Here is an 18450-nt window from a genome sequence, read left to right as displayed (position 1 = left end):
AGCCGCCTCAATCTTGGCAGAGCGACGGGGTCACACAGTTTGATGGAGAGCCCGGCTCCCAATATCGCAATGGCGCGTTGCTCCTCCGCATCGAGATCAGTCCAGGGGATGCCCTTCATCACCGGCCTCAAATCGTCCAGTGCACCTCAAAATCCAAACGCGCGCCTGATTTGCCGCAGCATATCCGTAGCCGCGTCGGTGTACCGACCGTTGGTCAGGTATCGATCCAGTTGCAGTGTGCTGATCAGCGCCACAAGCGCTGCCATTAAGCCCTTAAACATTGGGCCTCTCCTGAAAGAGACCGCCAACCGGGCGTGTCGAAATATTGAGCCGTTTTCAGAATGCGCGCCGCTTATGGCGGCCTAATATGCAAATGGTGACATTGACTGGTAACCAGTTTCTTAACGGGTTGATGCGCCGTGGTATGGGGCGGCCAGAGGCTGACTTAAAAGCGACGACTTGAATTGCCGCCTCCTTGTCCTCAGTTGCCCAAAACCGCGGCAGATAATCTTCCAATGCTCGAAAGGGCTAACTCGATAGTTCGCTTGCGAGGCGCGGCTTGACTGAGCAAGGTCGTTTTGCCGGACAATTGCCAGTTAACCCCGTCCGGGTCTGCCTCAGATCAGCCGGCGAGGGATGATAATCCGCTCGTTGGCTCGATTGGATGGCACTCAGCTGCTCGGAGCCTTTTGTGTGGTCCTTTGCTGTTGCGGCACTGTTCCTGGCGCTGTTGGTGTTTGGTGCGGTCGGGTTTATCATTGCCAGCTTTGACTTTCCCGACGAACCGCGAGCTTAAGCTTCGCTCATTCAGGCGGCGCGCATCAGGAGTGGAGTCCGCTAGAGGCGGTTGTCGGACGTCAAGAGCAAACCGGCCGGCCTGTCGTTAAGGGTGATTAGCGGAAGTGACCTCTGCCGAGATTCAAACGAAAGCATCTTGTTGCGCTGGCCGGTCCGATCGAACACTTCTGCTTAGGGTCCAGGAACGGAAGTCTTCATGATTGGGCGTTACGCTGTCGCTGAGCGTATTCCGCGCCCCATCCGAGGCCGAACGTCACCGAAATCAGCGAGCCGACCAACACGCCGAATTTCGCGGCGTCCAGCAGCTTGTCGTCGGTGAATGCAAGCGTCGCAATGAAGACGGACATAGTGAAGCCGATGCCAGCCAGAAGCCCGATGAGGCAGACGCCGGCCCACGACACGTCCGCGGCCAACCGGCATCCCCCGAAACGCACGGCGAGCCAGGTCGCACCGATCACACCGATTGGTTTTCCTACGCAAAGCGCAAGTCCGATGCCCAGCGCCACGAACTGCGCGCCGCCACCGAACTCGATGCCCCTAAGATCGACGCCAGCATTCGCGAGCGCGAACAGCGGCATGATTGCGTAGGCGACCCAAGGATGTAGCGCCGCCTCAACTCGGACGACGGGCGGCACCGTCTCTGGACCAGTCGAGCGGACCGGCGTGATCAGGCCGAGCACGACGCCTGCAAGGGTCGGATGCACGCCAGCGATGAGGAAGCCGGCCCAGACGATGAAGGCTGGTACGACGTAGGCCAGCGCGGAGCCGAAACCGAGCCGTTGCAGCGCGAGCGCCAAAAGAACTCCGGAGGCTGCGACGACGAAGCCGCTCGGTTCGAGCCCACCGCTAAAGAATAGCGCGATTATGAGAACTGCAATGATGTCGTCGATTATCGCGAGTGCCAGCAGAAACACCCGCACGTTTGACGGGATCGACCGTCCCAGCAGTGCAAGCACGCCCACAGCAAAGGCTATGTCCGTTGCGGTTGGGATCGCCCAGCCATGGCTTCTACCCGCAACGCTGTTGAACCCCAAATAGATGAGCGCAGGCACGATAACCCCACCGCAGGCCGCCAGCACCGGTAGAATGGCCTGATCGAGCCGGCTAAGTGCGCCCTCGTGAATTTCGCGGCGCATCTCCATGCCGACGACCAGAAAAAAGACCGTCATCAACGCGTCGTTGATCCAGAAATGCACCGACCTGACAAAGACGAACTCGCCCAGCCGAAGCGTAATCGGCAGGTTCCAGAGGTCGTGGTAAGAATGTGCAAAGGGCGAGTTGACCCAGAGCAATGCAGCGGCCGCAGCGACTAGCAGCACTATGCCGCTGATAGCTTCGACATGCAGGAAATGTTGGAGCGTGGCGAGCGCTCTCTCGGTCAGAAGTTGGACGGCAGAGTGGATTCTGTTTGGTTGCTGGTCGTTCATGGGCGCACGCGTTCTGCGTGGCGGCCCGACCATCGCTTAACCTGTCACTGCCCGTTGCAGTGAGCACCCGTAAGACCCTTCTACACGACAAGGCGGGGAAGGCAACCGTCAGTCCACTATGGGTCAAAAACGGTGATCGGGCGTTCGCAGCACCGTTACTCCTCGTCCTTCTTCCGCAGCAGATCCGTCGCCAGATCTGACAGCTTCGGCGGCGGCAGCGCCGCGAACGGCAGCGGCCGCGTCACGTCGATCGCGGCCAGACCCAGCCGCGCGGTCAGCAATCCGTTCAGCACGCCTTCGCCGAGCCGCTGCGACAGCTTTGCCGCGATGCCATGGCCGAGCATCTGCTGCACCAGGCTGTCGCTCGCGGCCATGCCGCCGGTGATGGCGAGATGGGCGATCACGTGGCGGAGCAGGCGGATCATGCCGAGCGCGCCGGGGCGGCCGCCATAGAGATAGGCAAGCTGACGGATCAGGCGCAACGCGGCCACGAACACGAACATCACGTCGATTGCCGCGCGCGGCGAAACTGCGGTCACGATCGAGACCTTTTGCGCGGCCGACGACACCAGCCGCCGCGCTTCCGCATCCAGCGGCGACATCAATTCGCGTTCGGCAAGCCGGATCATGTCGGCGCCGTCGATGATCTCGCCGGTGTGGCTTTCCAGCGTGGCGCGGGCGCGGGCGAGCTGCGGGTTCTGGTGCGCGATCTTGAGCAGGTCCTGCACGATGACGCGGCTCTCCTTGCGGTCGTCACTGGCAAGGACTGCGGCGGCGCGCGCATGCAGCTTCTCGATGGTTGCAAGGCGCGCCAGACCAAACGCCTCGCGCCCGATCACCACCGCGAGCCCGAGCGCGGTGACGAAGGCGAATGCGAGGCCGACGAAGCCGAGCGTTTCGCTGCGCGCAAACAGATCCTCGATCAGACGGACCACGCCGAGCCCGGTGCCGAGCAGCGTCAGCCCGCCGAGGCCGGACCAGAACAGCGTGCCCCAGGGAAAGCCGCGCCGCGCGGGGAGCGCCGCCTCGATCGGTACCGGCAGCGCCTGCGGATCGTGCTCCGGCGTGATCTGGATGGTGGTGCGGCCAAGCCGCGCCGCCTCGTCGGCTTCGGTGACGACGACGCCGGGATCGTCGAGCCGGAACGTCGCCGGCCGCCGCGGCTTGGATCGGTCGTTCATGACAGCTTGTCTCCGATCAGGAACTGCAGGGCACGGTCGAGGCGGATGTGTGGCAGCGCCGGCTGGTCATTGCCCTCGCGTTCGAGCTTTGGCGGACGGAAGCGCAGGAAGCGAAAATCGCTCTTCTCGGCGGCTTCGGTCGAGAGGCCGCGGAATGCGTCGGTGCCGTTGAACAGCGGCTCGGGGTCCGGCGGCAGGTCACCCGGAAAGGTCGCAACCTCCGTGTTGCCGTCGAAGAACTCGCCGCCTGCGCTTTCGCCGGCCGCCGGCGTTCCCAGGATCGACGGCAATTTGTCGCGGCCATGCGCGACCTGGGCCTCGCGCGTGGCGCGAACGGCGGCGAGCGCCACCACGTCGATCTCTGCGCCGGTATCTTCCGCGCGCACCACCGCACGGGTGACCGCGCGGCGCAGCACCGCCTCGAGCCGGTCGTGACTGGAATGATGCAGATGGTCCGCCTTGGTCGCCGCGAACAGGATGCGGTCGATACGCGGCCGGAACAGGCTGGAGAGGAAAGTGCTGCGGCCGATGCGGAAGCAGTCGAGAATTCCGGCAAGCGCGGCTTCGAGATCGTGCAGCGCTTCGGGGCCGGAGTTGAACGCGGCGAGCGCGTCGGCCAGCACGATCTGGCGATCGAGCCGGGCAAAATGATCATGGAAGAACGGCCGCACCACGACGTCCTTGTAGGCCTCGAAGCGGCGGACCATCATTGCCCACAGCGAGCCGTCCGGCGCCTGGCCGCCCACGGGCACGTCGAGCGGTGCAAAAGTCAGCGCCGGCGTGTCGGCGAGATTGCCCGGCATCAGGAAGCGGCCGGGCGGCAGCAGGCTCATCGCGAAGCGCTCGTCGCGGCAGGCGCGCAGATAGCCGGTGAAGAGCTTTGCCGCCGTCAGCGTCGCCTGCTCGTCCTCGCGCGCCTCGGGCTTGAGCGCCGCGAGATGCGCGTGCCAATCCGCCGCAAGATGCGCGCGCGGCGCCTCGCGCGACAGCGCGAGGCTTTCGGCCGACCATTGCTCATAGCTCTTCTGGAGCAGCGGCAGGTCGAGCAACCATTCGCCGGGATAATCGACGATGTCGAGCGTCAATGTGCGGTCGGCGCCGTTCTGGCGCTGATAGTCGATGACGAGCCTGAGTTCGCTGATGTCGACGGTCGAGTTCGGCCAGCGCCGCTCCTCGAGCAGCGCGCGCAAATGGTTCTCATAGGCAAAGCGCGGCACGGCGTCGTCCGGCTGCGGGGCCAGATGCGCCCGCGCGATCCGGCCCGAGGCATAGGCCTCGAACACCGGAAAGCGGCCGCCGCGGGTGAGGCCGTGGATCAGCGCTGTAATGAATACGGTCTTACCGGCCCGTGACAGGCCGGTGACCCCGAGCCGCACCGTCGGGTTGAAGAAGTGCTCGCCATAGTCGATCAGCGCCCTCGCCGACAGCCGCGCCTCCTCGACCATATCCTGGAAACTGAATGCCATATGAACGGGGATCTCGGGCGAGGGCAGATACGCAAAAAGGACTAGTCACAAAAGTGGCAACTGCTTGAAGAAAATCAAGCTTCATACTTCCACCGCCTTTGTCGGCAAATCAGCCGTTTGAACGACGCGCCGATCTCGAAAGACCCCTACAAGAGGGAATTGTCTTAGCCTTTGCGGATTGCCATGACCGTCTTCCAGCTGAAACAGCTCGCATCCACCTCTGTCCACGCCGCAGCCGATGTGATCGGCTGGAACTACGACCGTGCCGAATTGATCGCGGACGGCGTCATCCACGCAATCGGCGTGTTCTGCGGCATCGTTGCCGCCACGGTCCTGGTGGTGCTGACGGCGGTTTATGCCGACGCCACCAACATCGTCGGGGTCTCGATCTATGTCGCCGGCCTGCTCTCGATGCTGGTGTTGTCGGCGACCTATAATCTATGGCCGGTCTCTCCGGCCAAATGGCTGCTGCGGCGGTTCGACCATTGCGCGATCTATCTGCTGATCGCGGCGACCTACACGCCGTTCATCCTCGAGGTGAGGGACAGCGTGTTCGCGCTGGTGCTGCTCGCCGGCGTCTGGTGCGTCGCGATCCTCGGCATCGTGCTGAAGCTTCTCTATCCCGGCCGGTTCGACCGCGTCGCGGTCGGCATCTATCTCGCGATGGGCTGGAGCGGCGTGATGGTCTACGACGCTGTGGTCAGGGCGCTGCCTGCGCTGGTGCTGGGCTTCATCCTTGCGGGCGGCCTGCTCTACAGCTTTGGCGTGATCTTCCATGCCTGGCGGCGGCTGCGCTTCCAGAATGCGATCTGGCACGGCTTTGTCTTGGCCGGCGCGGCGTGCCATTATACCGCGGTGCTCGACCTCGTGTTGAGCTGAGCAAGATCCGCGAAGCGGAATAAGCGAAGCGGTATAAGATAGCGAAGCGCTATCCGAAAAGAGAAGCGCTACCAGACAAAGAGGAGACGTCGCATGCAGGTGACCGGCAAGGTCGTGGTCGTCACGGGCGGCGCAAACGGCATCGGCAAGGCGCTGTGCGAGGCCTTCCACAAGGCGGGTGCCGCCAAGGTCGTCGTCGCGGACATGGACGCCGCCAATGCAAGAGCCGTCGCCGCCACGGTGGATGGCGCGGCCTTCAGATGCGACGTCGCGCAGGAAAAAGAGATCACCCACGTCATCGAGGAGACCGAACGGCAGTTCGGCCCGATCGAATTGTTCTGCTCCAATGCCGGCATCGGCGGCGGCTTCGATCCGATGTCGGTCAATGCCGGCGGCGCCTCCGACGAGCCGTGGCAGCGGAGCTGGGCGATCCATGTCATGGCCCATGTCTATGCGGCGCGGCATCTCATTCCCCGCATGAAGGCGCGCGGCGGCGGCTATTTCCTCAACACGATCTCGGCGGCAGGTCTGCTGTCGCAGGTCGGCAGCCCGGCCTATTCCACCACCAAGCACGCCGCAGTCGGCTTTGCCGAAAACCTCGCGATCTCACACAAGGCCCACAATATCAAGGTCTCGATCCTCTGCCCGCAGGGCGTGGACACCAACATGCTGCGCTCGATCCCGAAGGGCCCGCAATCCGGCGACGGCGATCTCACGCCGGAGCAGGTCGCGAAAGACGTGCTCGCCGGCCTTGAGCAGGAGACGTTCCTGATCCTGCCGCACCCCCAGGTGCTCGGTTACATGCGCAAGAAGACCGAGAATTACGACCGCTGGATCGGCGGCATGGCCAAGATCCAGGCGAAGATGCGGGACGAGTTCGGGAAGTAGCCAACGGTGTTTCCACGGCTGACGCTGTCATGCTCCGCGACCCGGCTACGCCAAGGCTTCGCCGGGGCTGAGGTCTAGGGGCGCCGAAGCTTTAGCGTAGGCGGCAAGCGGGGCATCCAGTACGCTGCGGCCCCTCGACTTAACCACAAGCGTCTCGGAATACTGGATCGCCCGGTCAAGCCGGGCGATGACACCGAGAGTGGGGCTACGCCGCCGCCTCGTCCTCCATCCGACTCTCCCGCAGCGCCCGCGCATAGAGCATCATGCCCTCGCGCACCGTGCGCTGCTCGGCCTCCGTCAGCGCGGCCAGCGCGCCGCGCACCTGCTGGCGTCCGAACGCGTGCAGCGCCTCCAGCGTGCGCCGGCCCTTCGCCGTCAGCGACAGGAGCTTGCTGCGCGCATCGGCTTCATCAGGCGTCTCCCGCAGCTCGCCGCAATCGACCAGCTTGCGCACCATGCGGCTGACGCTGGATTTCTCCAGGCGCAGGAAATCGCCGAGCTCGCCTGAATTCATCGGGCCGCGGATCCCGATCTCCAGGATCGTGTGCACCGCCGAGGGCGGATAGTCCGAGGCCGCCACCGTCGCATCCATGAAGCCGAGCTCCCGCACCATCAAACGCGAGGCGGCGCGGATGTCGTCGATCAGCGAAGGCTCGGTCATGCTTGACTCACCGCATATAGTTGTACAATACAACTATATGCGCGCAACGTCGCGCGCAAGCGTTTTGGAGTGACCCATGAGCGGAACTTTGCCGGCCGGGATGCGGATGAGAGGCAAGGTCTGCCTCGTCACGGGCGGCGGCAGCGGCATCGGCCGCGCCACGGCGCTGCGGATGGCCTCGGAGGGCGCGGAGGCGATCGTCGTTGCGGGACGGCGGGAGGCCGAAATCGAAGCCACCGCCGCAGCGTGCCGCGAACTCGGCGCGAAGGCCATCCCGATAAAGACGGACATCACGCGAGAGGACGACGTCGAACGTCTGGTTCGCACGGCGGTCGAGCGCTGCGGTCGGCTCGATGTCGCCTTCAACAATGCCGGATTCCAGGAGCGCCGCGCGCCGCTGGAAGAGCAGGGCACGGAGATCTACGACACGGTGTTCGACACCAATGTCCGTGCGCTGTTTTTGTGCCTGCGCCATCAATTGCCGGCGATGCTGGCGCAAGGCCGCGGCAGCATCGTCGTCAATGCCTCCGTCAGCGGCGTGCGCAATCCCAATCCCGGCTTCTCGCTCTACTCGGCCTCGAAAGCGGCTGCGATCTCGCTGACACGCTCGGCCGCGATGGAGAATGCCCCGCGCGGCATCCGCATCAACGCCATCGCCCCCGGCCGCGTCGTCACCGACATGATGCTGCGCGCCGGTGTCGGCGATGTCGCGACCGTCAGTGCGGGCCTGCCGCTGCGGCGGATGGGGAGCCCTGAGGAAGTGGCGGAGGCCGTGGTGTGGCTGTCGTCCGACGCGTCATCCTATGTCGTCGGGCACGTGCTGGCGGCGGACGGAGGATTCTTAGCGTCGTAGCGTCGTCAATGCTTCTGCCCGTACAGCACCGGCACCGCCGAATCCACGACGACCTCGACGAGGCTCGTCCCCTCGAACGCCATTCCGCGCTTGAGCGCCGCGCCCAGCTCCGCGGCCTTGCTCACCCGCACCGCATGGCACCCCATGCCCTCGGCGAGCCTGACGAAATCGATCCCCGGCAGCTCCAGCCCCGGCACGTTCCTCACCTGCATCACCTGGCTGAACGAGCGCATCGCGCCGTAGCCGGAATTGTTGATGACGACGATGGTCAGCGGCAGCTTTCGTTGCGCGGCGGTCCACAGCGCCTGGATCGAATACATCGCCGAGCCGTCGCCGATCAGGCACACCGTCCGTTGCTTCGGCTTGCCGAGCGCCATGCCGACCGCGGCGGGCAGCGAGTAACCGAGGCCGCCGCTCGCCATGGTGTAGAAACTGTCCTGGCCGCGCATCGGCATGAACTTCTGCATCGCCGGCCGGTGCGAGGGCACTTCCTCGACGAGTGAGGCGTCGTCCGGCATCGCCTGCGACAGCGAATGCAGCAGAAATTCGACCGGCAACGGATCGGCGGCCTGCGGCGCTGCTGGCAGTGTACGCCCCTTTGGCGTCGCGCGTTTGCTCTCGGGCAGCAGGTCGAGCAGCAGGCTGAGCGCCGGCTTCATGGTCGCGACAATGCTGGTGCCGACCGGCGTCACCGCTGCCGCGTCCGGATCATCGATGATCTGGAAGATCGTCGCGCCGCCATCGAAGATCGCGGCATGGCCCTCGACATGGAAGGTGAACACCGGCGCGCCGATGACGACGACGAGATCGTGCTCGCGCAGCGCGTCGGACAGCTGCGCGGGCGAGGCGTGCAGGAAGCCTGCGAACTGCGGATGACGCTCGGGGAAGGAGCAGCGCGCGGAGAACGGGCTGACCCAGACGCTGGCCTTGGCTTTCTCGGCCACGCGCACCATCAGATCGACCGCGCCGGCGCGGTCGACGCCTGGGCCGACCACGAGGGCAGGGTGTTTTGCAGAGCCGAGCGCCGCGACCAGCGCCTTCATCGCGTCCGGCTCGGGCCCGATCTCGCGGCTGACCTTGCGCGCTTCGACCGGTGCGGTCGCATGCGCCCAGTCGTCGATCGGGATCGACACGAAGGTCGGCCCGCAGGGCGGCTGCATCGCGGTGTAATAGGCCCGCGCGATCGCGGCCGGCACGTCCTCGGGCCGGGCCGGCTCGACGCTGTATTTCACGTAAGGCCGCGGGAATTCGGAAGCGCGCTCGGCATAGAGGAACGCCTGCAGCGGCAGGATCGAGCGCGCCTGCTGGCCCGCGGTGATCACGAGCGGCGTCTGGTTGCGGTGCGCGGTGTAGATATTGCCAAGCGCGTTGCCGACGCCGGCGGCCGAATGCAGATTGACGAAGCCGGCATTGCGCGTCGCCTGCGCGTAACCATCGGCCATGCCGACGGCGGAGGCTTCCTGCAACGCCAGCACGTAGTCGATGTCGTCGGGCCAGTCGCTCAGGAACGGCAGTTCGGTCGAGCCGGGGTTGCCGAACACCCTGTCGATGCCCAGCGAGCGCAGCAGATCGAGCGTCGCCTGCTTCACGGTGACGGACTTGCTGCCGCTCTTGCCGTTGTTGGCCATGGTTTCCGTCCCCTGTTGTTTATCGACGCTATCAGCCTCACCGTCATTGCGAGGAGCCCTTGCGACAAAGCAATCCAGACTGTCACCGTGGAGGAATTCTGGATTGCTTCGCTGCGCTCGCAATGACGAGGAGAGAGCAGAGCCTCACCACACCGCCGTGCCCTTCATCGTCGGCTGTCCCTCCGCATTCGCAGTCCACAGCTCCAGGCCCGCCTCGGTCTCGTTGGCGTTGATGGAGAACTCCGTGCCCTCGAACAGCGGCTGAAGGCCGCGATACGAAAACTTCTTCGGCGCCTTGCCGTCGTGCAGCTTTGCCGCCATCTCGGCGATGAGTGCCGCCTGCAGCGGCCCGTGGAAGATCAGACCCGGGTAACCCTCGACCTTGGTGACGTAGTCGCGGTCGTAATGGATGCGGTGGCCGTTGAAGGTCAGCGCGGAATAACGAAACAGCAGCACGGGATCGGACACGTGCGTCTCGCGGTGCTGCGCCTTGGGCGGCGGGGGCGGGGCCTTGGCGCCGGCGGGCGCGCTGCTCGTCATCTCGCGATAGACGATGTCCTGCCGCTCGCGGATGGCAACGCCCCGCGGCGAGGAGATGCTGTGCTCGACCGAGACGAAGCACAGCGTGCCGGTCGAGCCCGATTTCACCTGCACGTCGGCGATGCGCGAGGTCCGCGTCGATTCATCGCCGACGCGCAGCGGCTGCAGGAATTCGATCTCGCCGCCGGCCCACATCCGGCGCGGCAGCGGCACCGGCGGCAGGAAGCCGCCGCGGGTCGGGTGGCCGTCGGGGCCCAGCATCGACATTGGAAACACCGGCTGAGCCAAGCACCAATGCACCGTGAACGGCGCGGCGTCACCCTTTTTGGGCTCGCCGACCTCCTGGAACAGGGTCGCGCGCAGGCCCTTCACGAGCTGCGCGGTGACGATGTCGGTGGCCTCGGTGCTGCGGCCGATCCATTGCCGCAAGTGATCGATGTCGAGCTTCTCGGTCATCACGCCTCGCTCTTGTTATGACTTCTTGGCCGGCCGCTCGCCGATGGCGGGCACAGCGCCGTAAGCGCGGGTCTCGCCGACGATGATCGGCGCCGGCGCGGGATAGCTGACGCGTCCCTGCGGCGTGTCGACCTCGATGCGGCGCAGATGCGGATGATTGGTGAGGTCGGCCATGGTGTTGACCTCGGCAAACGCGATGTCGGCGTCCGACAGCCGCTTCAACAGCTCGTCGCGCGTCATCTTGCCGAAAATGTCCGCGACCGTCGTGTCGGTGAAGTCGCGATTGCGCACGCGCTCGACCATGTTGGCGACGCGCGGATCGGCCGGCAAATCGGGCTGGTCGAGCACCTTGACGCAGAGCGTCTTCCACTCGCGCTCGCTCTGGATCGAGATCAGGATGTCCTTGCCGTCCTTCGAGGTGAACACGCCATAGGGCGCGATCGAGGGATGGCGGAGGCCCATGCGCTTCGGCGGATTGCCGGCTTCGGAGTTGAGCAGCGGCACGGTGCACCAGTCCGCCATCACGTCGAACATGGAGATGCGGATGTCACAGCCCTTGCCGGTGCGCCCGCGCGCGATCAGCGCTTCCAGGATCGCCGCATGCGCGGTCGCGCCAGTCGCGACGTCGACGATCGACATGCCGACGCGCGAGGCTCCATCAGGATTGCCGGTGATCGAGGCGAGGCCGCTCTCGGCCTGGATCAGCAGATCATAGGCCTTGCGGTGGGCGTACGGGCCCTCGTCGCCATAGCCGGTGATCGTGCACGAGATCAGTTTTGGATAGTCCTTCAGCAGCCGTTCGCGCGAAAAGCCGAGCTTGTCCATCGAGCCCGGCTTGAGATTCTGGATCAGCACGTCCGCGCTCGCGATCAGCCTCTCCAGCTCAGCGCAGCCTTCTTTCGTTGCGAGATCGACCACCGCCGATTGCTTGCCGCGGTTGAGCCAGACGAAATAGCTGCTCTGGCCCTTGGCCGCCGCGTCATAGCCGCGGGCGAAATCGCCCTCCGGCCGCTCGATCTTGATCACCTCCGCGCCGGCATCCGCCAGGCGCGAGGAGCAGAACGGCGCCGCGACCGCCTGCTCGACCGCAATCACCCTGATCCCGTCCAATGCTCCCATGGCGCGCGACCTCAGTACGAGCGGGGCATGCCGAGCACGTGCTCGGCGACGTAGGACAGCACCAGGTTGGTCGAGATCGGCGCCACCTGGTAAAGCCGCGTCTCGCGGAATTTGCGCTCGACGTCGTACTCCTCGGCGAAGCCGAAGCCGCCATGGGTCTGGATGCAGGCGTTCGCCGCTTCCCAGGACGCATCCGCGGCCAGCATCTTGGCCATGTTGGCCTCCGCGCCGCAGTCGAGCCCGGCTTCGTATTTGCGCGTCGCTTCCTTCACCATCAGCTCGGCCGCGCGCATCGAGGCGTAGGCCTTGGCGATCGGAAACTGGATGCCTTGATTTTGGCCGATCGGCCGGCCGAACACCGCGCGCTCCTTGGCGTAGTTCGTGGCCTTCGCAATGAACCATTTGGCGTCGCCGACGCATTCGGCCGCGATCAGGATGCGCTCGGCGTTCATGCCCGAGAGGATGTAGCGGAACCCCTTGCCTTCTTCGCCGATCAGATTCTCCGCCGGCACCTTCATGTCGGTAAAGAACACTTCGGTGGTGGCGTGGTTCATCATGGTGCGGATCGGGCGGATCTCGAGGCCATTGTTCTTGGCCTCGCGCATGTCGACGATGAACACCGAGAGACCATCGGTGCGCTTCTTGTTCTGCTCCTTCGGCGTGGTGCGCGCCAGCAGCACCATCAGGTCGGAATGCTCGGCCCGGCTGGTCCAGATCTTCTGGCCGTTGACGATGTAGCTGTCGTTGCCTTCCTTGCGCGCAAAGGTCTTCAGCGAGGAGGTGTCGGTGCCGCTGGTCGGCTCGGTGACGCCGAACGCCTGAAGCCGCAATTCGCCGCTGGCGATCTTCGGCAGATACTTCGCCTTCTGCTCGTCATTGCCGTGCCGCAGCACGGTGCCCATCGTGTACATCTGGGCATGGCAGCCGCCGCCGTTGCAGCCGGCACGCTGGATCTCTTCGAGGATCGCAGCCGCGGCGGACAGCTTCAGGCCCGCGCCGCCATATTCCTCGGGGATCAGCACCGAGAGATAGCCGGCCTGCGTCAGCGCATCGACGAAGGCCTTGGGATAGGCCATCTCGCGGTCGAGCTTGCGCCAGTATTCGCCGGGAAACTGCGCGCAGAGCTTTGCGACGGCCTCGCGGATATCGGCGTGATCTTCGGTGTGGTGTTGTTCACTCATGGCGTTTTCCATCGATAGCGGCAATCAAGATAACGCCGGCCGATCCTCTGGCGTTGTGAAAACATCGCCAGCCCCCTATGCTCATTTGCTATAGCGTATGAAGTAGCCTTCCAGGATTGGCAAGCATGGATTTCCGGCAGCTCAGGACCTTCAGTTGCGTGGCGGAGCTCGGCAGCCTCTCCAAGGCCTCCGACACGTTGCGCGTGGCGCAGCCGGCGCTCAGCCGGCAGATCAAGCTGCTGGAACACGAGCTGCGCACCGAGCTGTTCACCCGCAATGGCCGCGGCATGGTGCTGACGGAAGCCGGGCGTCTCCTGCTGGCACGCACCTCCGGCATCGTGCGGCAGATCGACCAGATCCGCGACGACATCCAGTCGACCAAGGGGCCGCCGTCCGGCCAAGTCGTGCTCGGCCTGGTTCCGACCGTGAGCTGCGTGCTGTCGGCGCGTTTCGCGCGGCGCTGCGTCGAAAAATTTCCCGGCATTTCGCTGCGCATCGTCGAGAGCTACAGCGGCCATCTCGTCGAATGGCTGCATCGCGGCGAGATGGATCTGGCCATTCTCTACGGCCGCTCCGCCGATCTGCATCTCAACGTGGAGAGCCTTGGCCGCGACAATATCGTCGCGGTTGGTCCGCGCGGCTGCGGCCTCGCGCGCAAGAAGAGCGTCGATGTCGGCTGGCTGCTGCGCCAGCGGCTGGTACTGCCCAGTCATTCCCACGGTCTCCGCGCGCTGATCGAGCACGCGGCCGCCCAGCGCAAGATCAAGCTCAACGTCCAGCTCGAGGCGGATTCGTTCCGCGTGCTGACGAGCCTCGTCGAGGAAGGCCTCGGCTTCGCGCTGCTGCCGCCCTCGTCGGTCCACGGCGAGGTCGCCGACGGACGGCTGGAGACCGCGCCCGTATCCAAGCCGATGACGCGCGAGCTCATATTCGCCTCTCCGATCGACCGTCCGGCCTCGACGGCGTCGCTCGCCATCACGACGCTATTGCGCGAGGAAGTCGCGGCCTGCCGCAAGGAAGGCCTGTGGGACATCAGGCTCGCGTGACGGCCGACGCTGAATGCTCAGGAGGATTTAGGACACACGCCCGCGCCTGGCCCTTCGCATATTGAGCGAGCTGTCATGCCGGAATTTTATAGCCGGGGTGTCGCCGTGGCCGTGACGCGCGTGTGCATCCAAGACCTCGTCATTGCGAGCGCAGCGAAGCAATCCAGACTGTTTCCGCCGAGGGATTCTGGATTGCTTCGCTGCGCTCGCAATGACGGAGGATAGAGCCTACCCCGGAATCCGCACCGGCAGCGCCTCATAGCCCTTGATGAAGCTCGAATAGATCCGCTTGGGCTCGCCGACGACCTCGATCCGGTCGAACCGCTTCAGCATCTCCTCCCAGACGATCCGCAGCTGCAGCTCGGCCAGCCGCATGCCGACGCAGCGGTGGATGCCGAAGCCGAAGGAGAGGTGGGTGCGCGGCCGCGGGCGGTCGATGATGAAGTCGTTCGGCTTCTCGAACATCTCCTCGTCGCGGTTGCCCGAGACGTACCACATCACGACGCGGTCACCCTTCTTGATGTGCTTGCCGCCGATCTCGGTGTCGGCAAGCGCGGTGCGCCGCATATGCGCCAGCGGGGTCTGCCAGCGGATCACCTCGGGCACCATGGAGTCGATCAGCTCCGGATTGGCACGCAGCTTGTCGAACTGGTCCGGGTTCTCACTCAGCGCCAGCACCGAGCCGCTCATGGTGTTGCGCGTGGTGTCGTTGCCGCCGACGATGAGCAGGATGATGTTGCCCATGAGATTGTCGGGGTCCATGAAGCGCGTCGCGTCGTTATGCGCCATCAGCGACAAGAGATCGTTGCGCGGCGCGGAGTTGACGCGCTCGTTCCAGAGCTTGGACATGTAGGCGTAGCACTCGTCCATCTCGCGGCGGCGCTCTTCGGCCGAGGCGACGATGCCGCTCTTGGGCAGCGCGGTCGCGACATCAGACCAGCGCGTCAGCTTGCGCCGCTCGTCCCAGGGGAAGTCGAACAGGGTCGCCAGCATCTGCGTCGTCAGCTCGATCGAGACGCGCTCGACGAAATTGAAGGTCTCGTTGCGCGGCAGGTTGTCGAGCACGGTCTGCGAGCGCTGGCGGATCAGCTTTGCCAGCTCGTCCAGATGCGTCGGCGTGAACATCGGCGACACCGTCTTGCGCTGCGCCGAATGCTGCGGCTGGTCCATCGCGATGAAGCTCGGCCAGTCATAGCCCTGCGGCACGTCGCGGATCCCGATGCCGCCGAGCGTCGAGTCCGAGGAGAAGATGCCGTGACTCGTGTCGACATGCATGATGTCGTTGTACTTCACCACCGACCAGTACGGCTCGATCGGCGCATTGGTGCAGTAGTGCACCGGCTCTTCCTTGCGCAACCGCTCGAACCACGGCCACAGGGTGTCGTCCTGGAACAGCCGGGGCGCGCCGGGGTGAAACTGCGCCAGCGGGGTCGCATAGGCTTCCTCGCGCGCCCTGCGCATGCGCTCGGCCTTGTCGGTTTTGACCGGAGTTTGGATGTTCATGGTCGTGGCTCCAGTTGGTTCTTGCTTTGCCTCTCCCCGCGCCCGTCCGCCGAAGCCTTGGCGAAGTCGGATGGGGGAAGAGGCAGCTTTCTCACGCGTCACGCAGAAATCTTCACCGGCAAGGTTTCAAGTCCCTTTACGAAACTCGAATAGACCCGTTTGGGTTCGCCGACGACGTCGATATGGTCGAAGCGCTTGAGGATCTCTTCCCAGATAATCTTGAGCTGAAGTTCGGCAAGCCGCAAGCCGACGCAACGGTGAATGCCGAAGCCGAAGGACAGATGCGTGCGCGGGCGGGCGCGGTCGATGATGAAATCGTAGGGCTTTTCGATCGCTTCCTCGTCGCGGTTGCCCGAGACGTACCACATCACGACCTTGTCACCTTGCTTGATCTGCTTGCCGTGGAACTCGAAGTCGGCAAGCGCGGTGCGGCGCATATGCGCCAGCGGCGTCTGCCAGCGGATCACCTCCGGCACGAAACTGTCGAGCAGGCCGGGGTTCTCGCGCAGCTTGCGATACTGCTCCGGATGCTGGCTCAGCGCGTAGATCGATCCCGACATGGTGTTGCGGGTGGTGTCGTTGCCGCCGACGATCAAAAGGATGAGATTGCCGAGGAAGTTTTTTGCATCCATGTCGCGCGTCGCGGCGCCATGCGCCATCATCGAGAGCAGGTCGCTCTTCGGCGGCTGCTCGATGCGCTCCTTCCACAGCCGCGCGAAATAGCCCGCGCATTCCGTCAGCTCGGCCTGCCGTTCGTCTTCGGTGGCGACGAGGCCGTCCGGCCCGGGAATGGTGGTGGCGATGTCAGACCAGCGCGTCAGCTTGCGGCGGTCTTCCCAAGGAAAGTCGAACAGCACCGCGAGCATCTGCGTGGTGAGCTCGATCGAGACACGATCGACCCAGTCGAACACCTCACCGCGCGGCAGATTGTCCAGGCACTCGGCCGAACGCTCGCGGATGCTGAGTGCGAGATTGTCCAGATGCGTCGGGGTGAACATCGGCGCCACGGTCTTGCGCTGCGCCGCATGGCGCGGCGGATCCATCGAGATGAAACTCTCGCGGCGCAGGTCCGGGTCGATGTCGCGGATGGTGATGCCGCCGAGCGCGGAGGCCGAGGAGAACACCGAATGGTTGGTCTCGATCTCCATGATGTCGTTGTAGCGCGTCACCGACCAGTACGGCCCGAACATCGAGTCCTTGCAATAGTGCACGGGATCCTCGCGGCGCAGGCGATCGAAATACGGCCAGAACGTATCCGTCCTGAACAACTCGGGATCGCCCGGATCGAACTGCTCCAGCGGCAGTGACGTGGCGCGCGCGCGTAGCTCGTCGAGCTTCGCCGTGCTCTCGATGGTCCCATGCATGACCGCTCTCCCTGACATGAACCGCGCGTTCTCGTTGAATTCTGCGCTGCGGTATTTGATTTGCAATTACAGCCGGTTGTCTGCGTCGGAGCAAGGGAGAGTTTTGCCGCATCCAACCTTTGCGAGAGGATTTGAGCGGGCCGTCACGCGGATGTGTCAACGTGATCTCCCCGCACGCCGTTGGAGAGGGAATCGTGCGAGAAATGGACTGAAATCGAGGTAAATCGAACCCAGCCATCTTGGGGATCGACCAATCTCTGATCTATAGTTTGACCGTACCAGGTCCGCACCCCGAGGTTGCCGCCGTGAACGACATGCAATGGGCCCCCATCGGCTCCGAACCCTTGCCCCCGCCGCTGCCGCCCACGCGGGTCGATTTCACCGGCAACCGCTCCGAGTTCCGCAAAATGGTCACCAAGGGTGCCCTGCTTGAGCTCGTCACCTTCGGCTTCTACCGGTTCTGGCTGGTCACCGACATCCGCCGTCATTTGTGGACGAACACCGCGGTCGATGGCGATGCCGCCGAATACACCGGCCGGGCCAAGGAGCTGCTGGTCGGCTTCCTGTTCGCGCTCGCGATCCTGGTGCCGATCTACCTCGCTTATTTTCTCATCGGCATCGAGTTCGAGCGCTGGCAGGGCTTTGCCTCGACGCCGCTGTTCATCAGCTTCTATGCCTTCGGCCAGTTCGCGATTTTTCGCGCGCGGCGCTATCGCCTGACGCGCACGGTCTGGCGCGGGGTCCGGTTCTGGATGGACGGCTCGGGCTGGGCCTATTCGTTCCGCGCCATGGCGTGGGGCCTGCTTGTGTTCCTCACCCTCGGCCTGGCGCTGCCTTGGCGCGAGGCGTCGCTCGAACGCTACAAGATGCGGCACACCCATTACGGCGATCTCTCCGGCGATTTCGAAGGCGACGGCTGGACCTTCTTCAAGCGCGGCTGGTGGCTGTGGCTCTTGAGCCCGATCGCAATCGTGATCTTCCCGCTCGCCCCGTTCTTCTATGCCGAGTTCAAGGCGCGTGAATGGCGCTGGTGGCTCGATGGCATCCGCATCGGCGGTGTCAGCCTGTCCTCGGAGTTGCCGCACAACGCGTTCTACGGCCTGTACTGGAAAGTGATCGGCTGGTGGATGCTGCTTTCGACCATTTTCGCCGCCTATATGGGCGGTGGCGCCTTGCTCGTCGTCCAGCTGAGCGGCGTTCCGGCCGATCAGGTCTTCGGCCCCGGAAATGCGGGCAAGAGCATCCCGATGCTGGTCATGATGGTCGTCGGCTATTTCGCCGTGGCGCTTGCGATCAACATCGTCATGCGGGTCTATCTGCAGCGCGATCTCTGGGCCAAGGTGCTGGAAACCGTCGAGGTGCACAACATCGGAGCCGCGGCGGATGTACGCGGCAGCGGTGAGCTTGCCAGCGCGCTCGGCGAAGGCTTTGCCGACGGGCTCGATGTCGCGGGATTCTGA

The 18450-nt window shown here is 64.5% G+C and carries 15 protein-coding genes; 5 read left to right on the top strand and 10 right to left on the bottom strand.

From position 1 onward, the window contains the following. Nucleotides 1–992: 992 nt before the first annotated feature. The 3 genes from nhaA to ACKWRH_RS37485 all read right to left on the bottom strand — a co-directional run bounded on the left by nhaA (nt 993) and on the right by ACKWRH_RS37485 (nt 4872). Nucleotides 993–2225 carry a Na+/H+ antiporter NhaA gene (gene nhaA / locus ACKWRH_RS37495; RefSeq protein ID WP_445217641.1) on the bottom strand — a complete coding sequence of 411 codons (1233 nt, stop codon included), beginning with the start codon at nt 2223–2225 and terminating at the stop codon, nt 993–995. Nucleotides 2226–2380: 155 nt separating this feature from the next. Then, nucleotides 2381–3406 (bottom strand): YcjF family protein, encoded by a 1026-nt coding sequence (locus ACKWRH_RS37490; RefSeq protein WP_445217640.1) that lies wholly within the window; start codon nt 3404–3406, stop codon nt 2381–2383. Further along, entirely contained in the window at nt 3403–4872 is a 1470-nt protein-coding gene (locus ACKWRH_RS37485) for a YcjX family protein (RefSeq protein ID WP_445217639.1), read from the bottom strand. Before ACKWRH_RS37485 ends, ACKWRH_RS37490 begins: the two co-directional genes overlap by 4 nt. Before the next feature lie 183 nt (nt 4873–5055). On the opposite strand from ACKWRH_RS37485, the gene trhA reads away from it, so the two are divergent. Together trhA and ACKWRH_RS37475 are read left to right on the top strand one after the other, a co-directional pair. Continuing rightward, nucleotides 5056–5751, top strand: a complete 696-nt coding sequence (trhA, locus tag ACKWRH_RS37480) for a PAQR family membrane homeostasis protein TrhA (protein WP_445217638.1) — start codon at nt 5056–5058, stop codon at nt 5749–5751. A gap of 93 nt (nt 5752–5844) precedes the next feature. After that, nucleotides 5845–6639, top strand: coding sequence for an SDR family oxidoreductase (locus tag ACKWRH_RS37475; RefSeq protein ID WP_445217637.1), 795 nt, complete (start codon nt 5845–5847; stop codon nt 6637–6639). A 205-nt stretch (nt 6640–6844) separates the two neighbouring features. Here the strand turns inward: ACKWRH_RS37475 and ACKWRH_RS37470 are convergent, their stop codons facing one another. Further along, entirely contained in the window at nt 6845–7300 is a 456-nt protein-coding gene (locus tag ACKWRH_RS37470; RefSeq protein ID WP_445217636.1) for a MarR family winged helix-turn-helix transcriptional regulator, read from the bottom strand. 76 nt (nt 7301–7376) lie between these two features. Here ACKWRH_RS37470 and ACKWRH_RS37465 point away from each other — a divergent pair, with 76 nt between their 5' ends. Next, nucleotides 7377–8153 (top strand): SDR family NAD(P)-dependent oxidoreductase, encoded by a 777-nt coding sequence (locus ACKWRH_RS37465; protein WP_445217635.1) that lies wholly within the window; start codon nt 7377–7379, stop codon nt 8151–8153. Between the two features lie 5 nt (nt 8154–8158). Here ACKWRH_RS37465 and mdlC read toward each other — a convergent pair whose 3' ends face one another. From mdlC to ACKWRH_RS37445, 4 genes are all read right to left on the bottom strand, one after another. Beyond that, the gene (gene mdlC / locus ACKWRH_RS37460; RefSeq protein WP_445217634.1) at nt 8159–9781 is read right to left on the bottom strand and encodes a benzoylformate decarboxylase; all 1623 of its coding nucleotides are present in this window, start codon (nt 9779–9781) and stop codon (nt 8159–8161) included. 144 nt (nt 9782–9925) lie between these two features. Then, a complete protein-coding gene (locus ACKWRH_RS37455; protein WP_445217633.1) occupies nt 9926–10777 on the bottom strand; it encodes an FAS1-like dehydratase domain-containing protein in 852 nt (283 codons plus the stop codon). A gap of 15 nt (nt 10778–10792) precedes the next feature. After that, nucleotides 10793–11896, bottom strand: a complete 1104-nt coding sequence (locus ACKWRH_RS37450; protein WP_445217632.1) for a CaiB/BaiF CoA transferase family protein — start codon at nt 11894–11896, stop codon at nt 10793–10795. A gap of 11 nt (nt 11897–11907) precedes the next feature. Continuing rightward, nucleotides 11908–13077, bottom strand: coding sequence for an acyl-CoA dehydrogenase family protein (locus tag ACKWRH_RS37445; RefSeq protein ID WP_445217631.1), 1170 nt, complete (start codon nt 13075–13077; stop codon nt 11908–11910). A 125-nt stretch (nt 13078–13202) separates the two neighbouring features. On the opposite strand from ACKWRH_RS37445, the gene ACKWRH_RS37440 reads away from it, so the two are divergent. After that, nucleotides 13203–14123: a LysR substrate-binding domain-containing protein gene (locus ACKWRH_RS37440; protein ID WP_445217630.1), complete on the top strand. Its 921-nt coding sequence runs from the start codon at nt 13203–13205 to the stop codon at nt 14121–14123. A gap of 228 nt (nt 14124–14351) precedes the next feature. Here the strand turns inward: ACKWRH_RS37440 and ACKWRH_RS37435 are convergent, their stop codons facing one another. Both ACKWRH_RS37435 and ACKWRH_RS37430 read right to left on the bottom strand, forming a co-directional pair. Next, a complete protein-coding gene (locus tag ACKWRH_RS37435) occupies nt 14352–15626 on the bottom strand; it encodes a cytochrome P450 (RefSeq protein ID WP_445217629.1) in 1275 nt (424 codons plus the stop codon). A 98-nt stretch (nt 15627–15724) separates the two neighbouring features. Further along, nucleotides 15725–16990 carry a cytochrome P450 gene (locus tag ACKWRH_RS37430; protein ID WP_445217628.1) on the bottom strand — a complete coding sequence of 422 codons (1266 nt, stop codon included), beginning with the start codon at nt 16988–16990 and terminating at the stop codon, nt 15725–15727. A gap of 305 nt (nt 16991–17295) precedes the next feature. On the opposite strand from ACKWRH_RS37430, the gene ACKWRH_RS37425 reads away from it, so the two are divergent. Next, entirely contained in the window at nt 17296–18450 is a 1155-nt protein-coding gene (locus tag ACKWRH_RS37425) for a YjgN family protein (RefSeq protein ID WP_445217627.1), read from the top strand.

This window comes from Bradyrhizobium sp. Pa8, assembly GCF_052588265.1.
This window is presented reverse-complemented; position numbering and strand designations above follow the sequence as displayed.

Bases quoted from the DNA above. Each gene is read 5' to 3' on its own strand.
- ACKWRH_RS37450 (WP_445217632.1), bottom strand. From the start codon at position 11,896: ATGGGAGCATTGGACGGGATCAGGGTGATTGCGGTCGAGCAGGCGGTC.
- ACKWRH_RS37435 (WP_445217629.1), bottom strand. From the start codon at position 15,626: ATGAACATCCAAACTCCGGTCAAAACCGACAAGGCCGAGCGCATGCGC.
- ACKWRH_RS37485 (WP_445217639.1), bottom strand. From the start codon at position 4,872: ATGGCATTCAGTTTCCAGGATATGGTCGAGGAGGCGCGGCTGTCGGCG.
- ACKWRH_RS37455 (WP_445217633.1), bottom strand. From the start codon at position 10,777: ATGACCGAGAAGCTCGACATCGATCACTTGCGGCAATGGATCGGCCGC.
- ACKWRH_RS37440 (WP_445217630.1), top strand. From the start codon at position 13,203: ATGGATTTCCGGCAGCTCAGGACCTTCAGTTGCGTGGCGGAGCTCGGC.
- mdlC (WP_445217634.1), bottom strand. From the start codon at position 9,781: ATGGCCAACAACGGCAAGAGCGGCAGCAAGTCCGTCACCGTGAAGCAG.
- ACKWRH_RS37470 (WP_445217636.1), bottom strand. From the start codon at position 7,300: ATGACCGAGCCTTCGCTGATCGACGACATCCGCGCCGCCTCGCGTTTG.
- ACKWRH_RS37430 (WP_445217628.1), bottom strand. From the start codon at position 16,990: ATGCATGGGACCATCGAGAGCACGGCGAAGCTCGACGAGCTACGCGCG.
- ACKWRH_RS37490 (WP_445217640.1), bottom strand. From the start codon at position 3,406: ATGAACGACCGATCCAAGCCGCGGCGGCCGGCGACGTTCCGGCTCGAC.
- ACKWRH_RS37465 (WP_445217635.1), top strand. From the start codon at position 7,377: ATGAGCGGAACTTTGCCGGCCGGGATGCGGATGAGAGGCAAGGTCTGC.
- trhA (WP_445217638.1), top strand. From the start codon at position 5,056: ATGACCGTCTTCCAGCTGAAACAGCTCGCATCCACCTCTGTCCACGCC.
- ACKWRH_RS37445 (WP_445217631.1), bottom strand. From the start codon at position 13,077: ATGAGTGAACAACACCACACCGAAGATCACGCCGATATCCGCGAGGCC.
- nhaA (WP_445217641.1), bottom strand. From the start codon at position 2,225: ATGAACGACCAGCAACCAAACAGAATCCACTCTGCCGTCCAACTTCTG.
- ACKWRH_RS37475 (WP_445217637.1), top strand. From the start codon at position 5,845: ATGCAGGTGACCGGCAAGGTCGTGGTCGTCACGGGCGGCGCAAACGGC.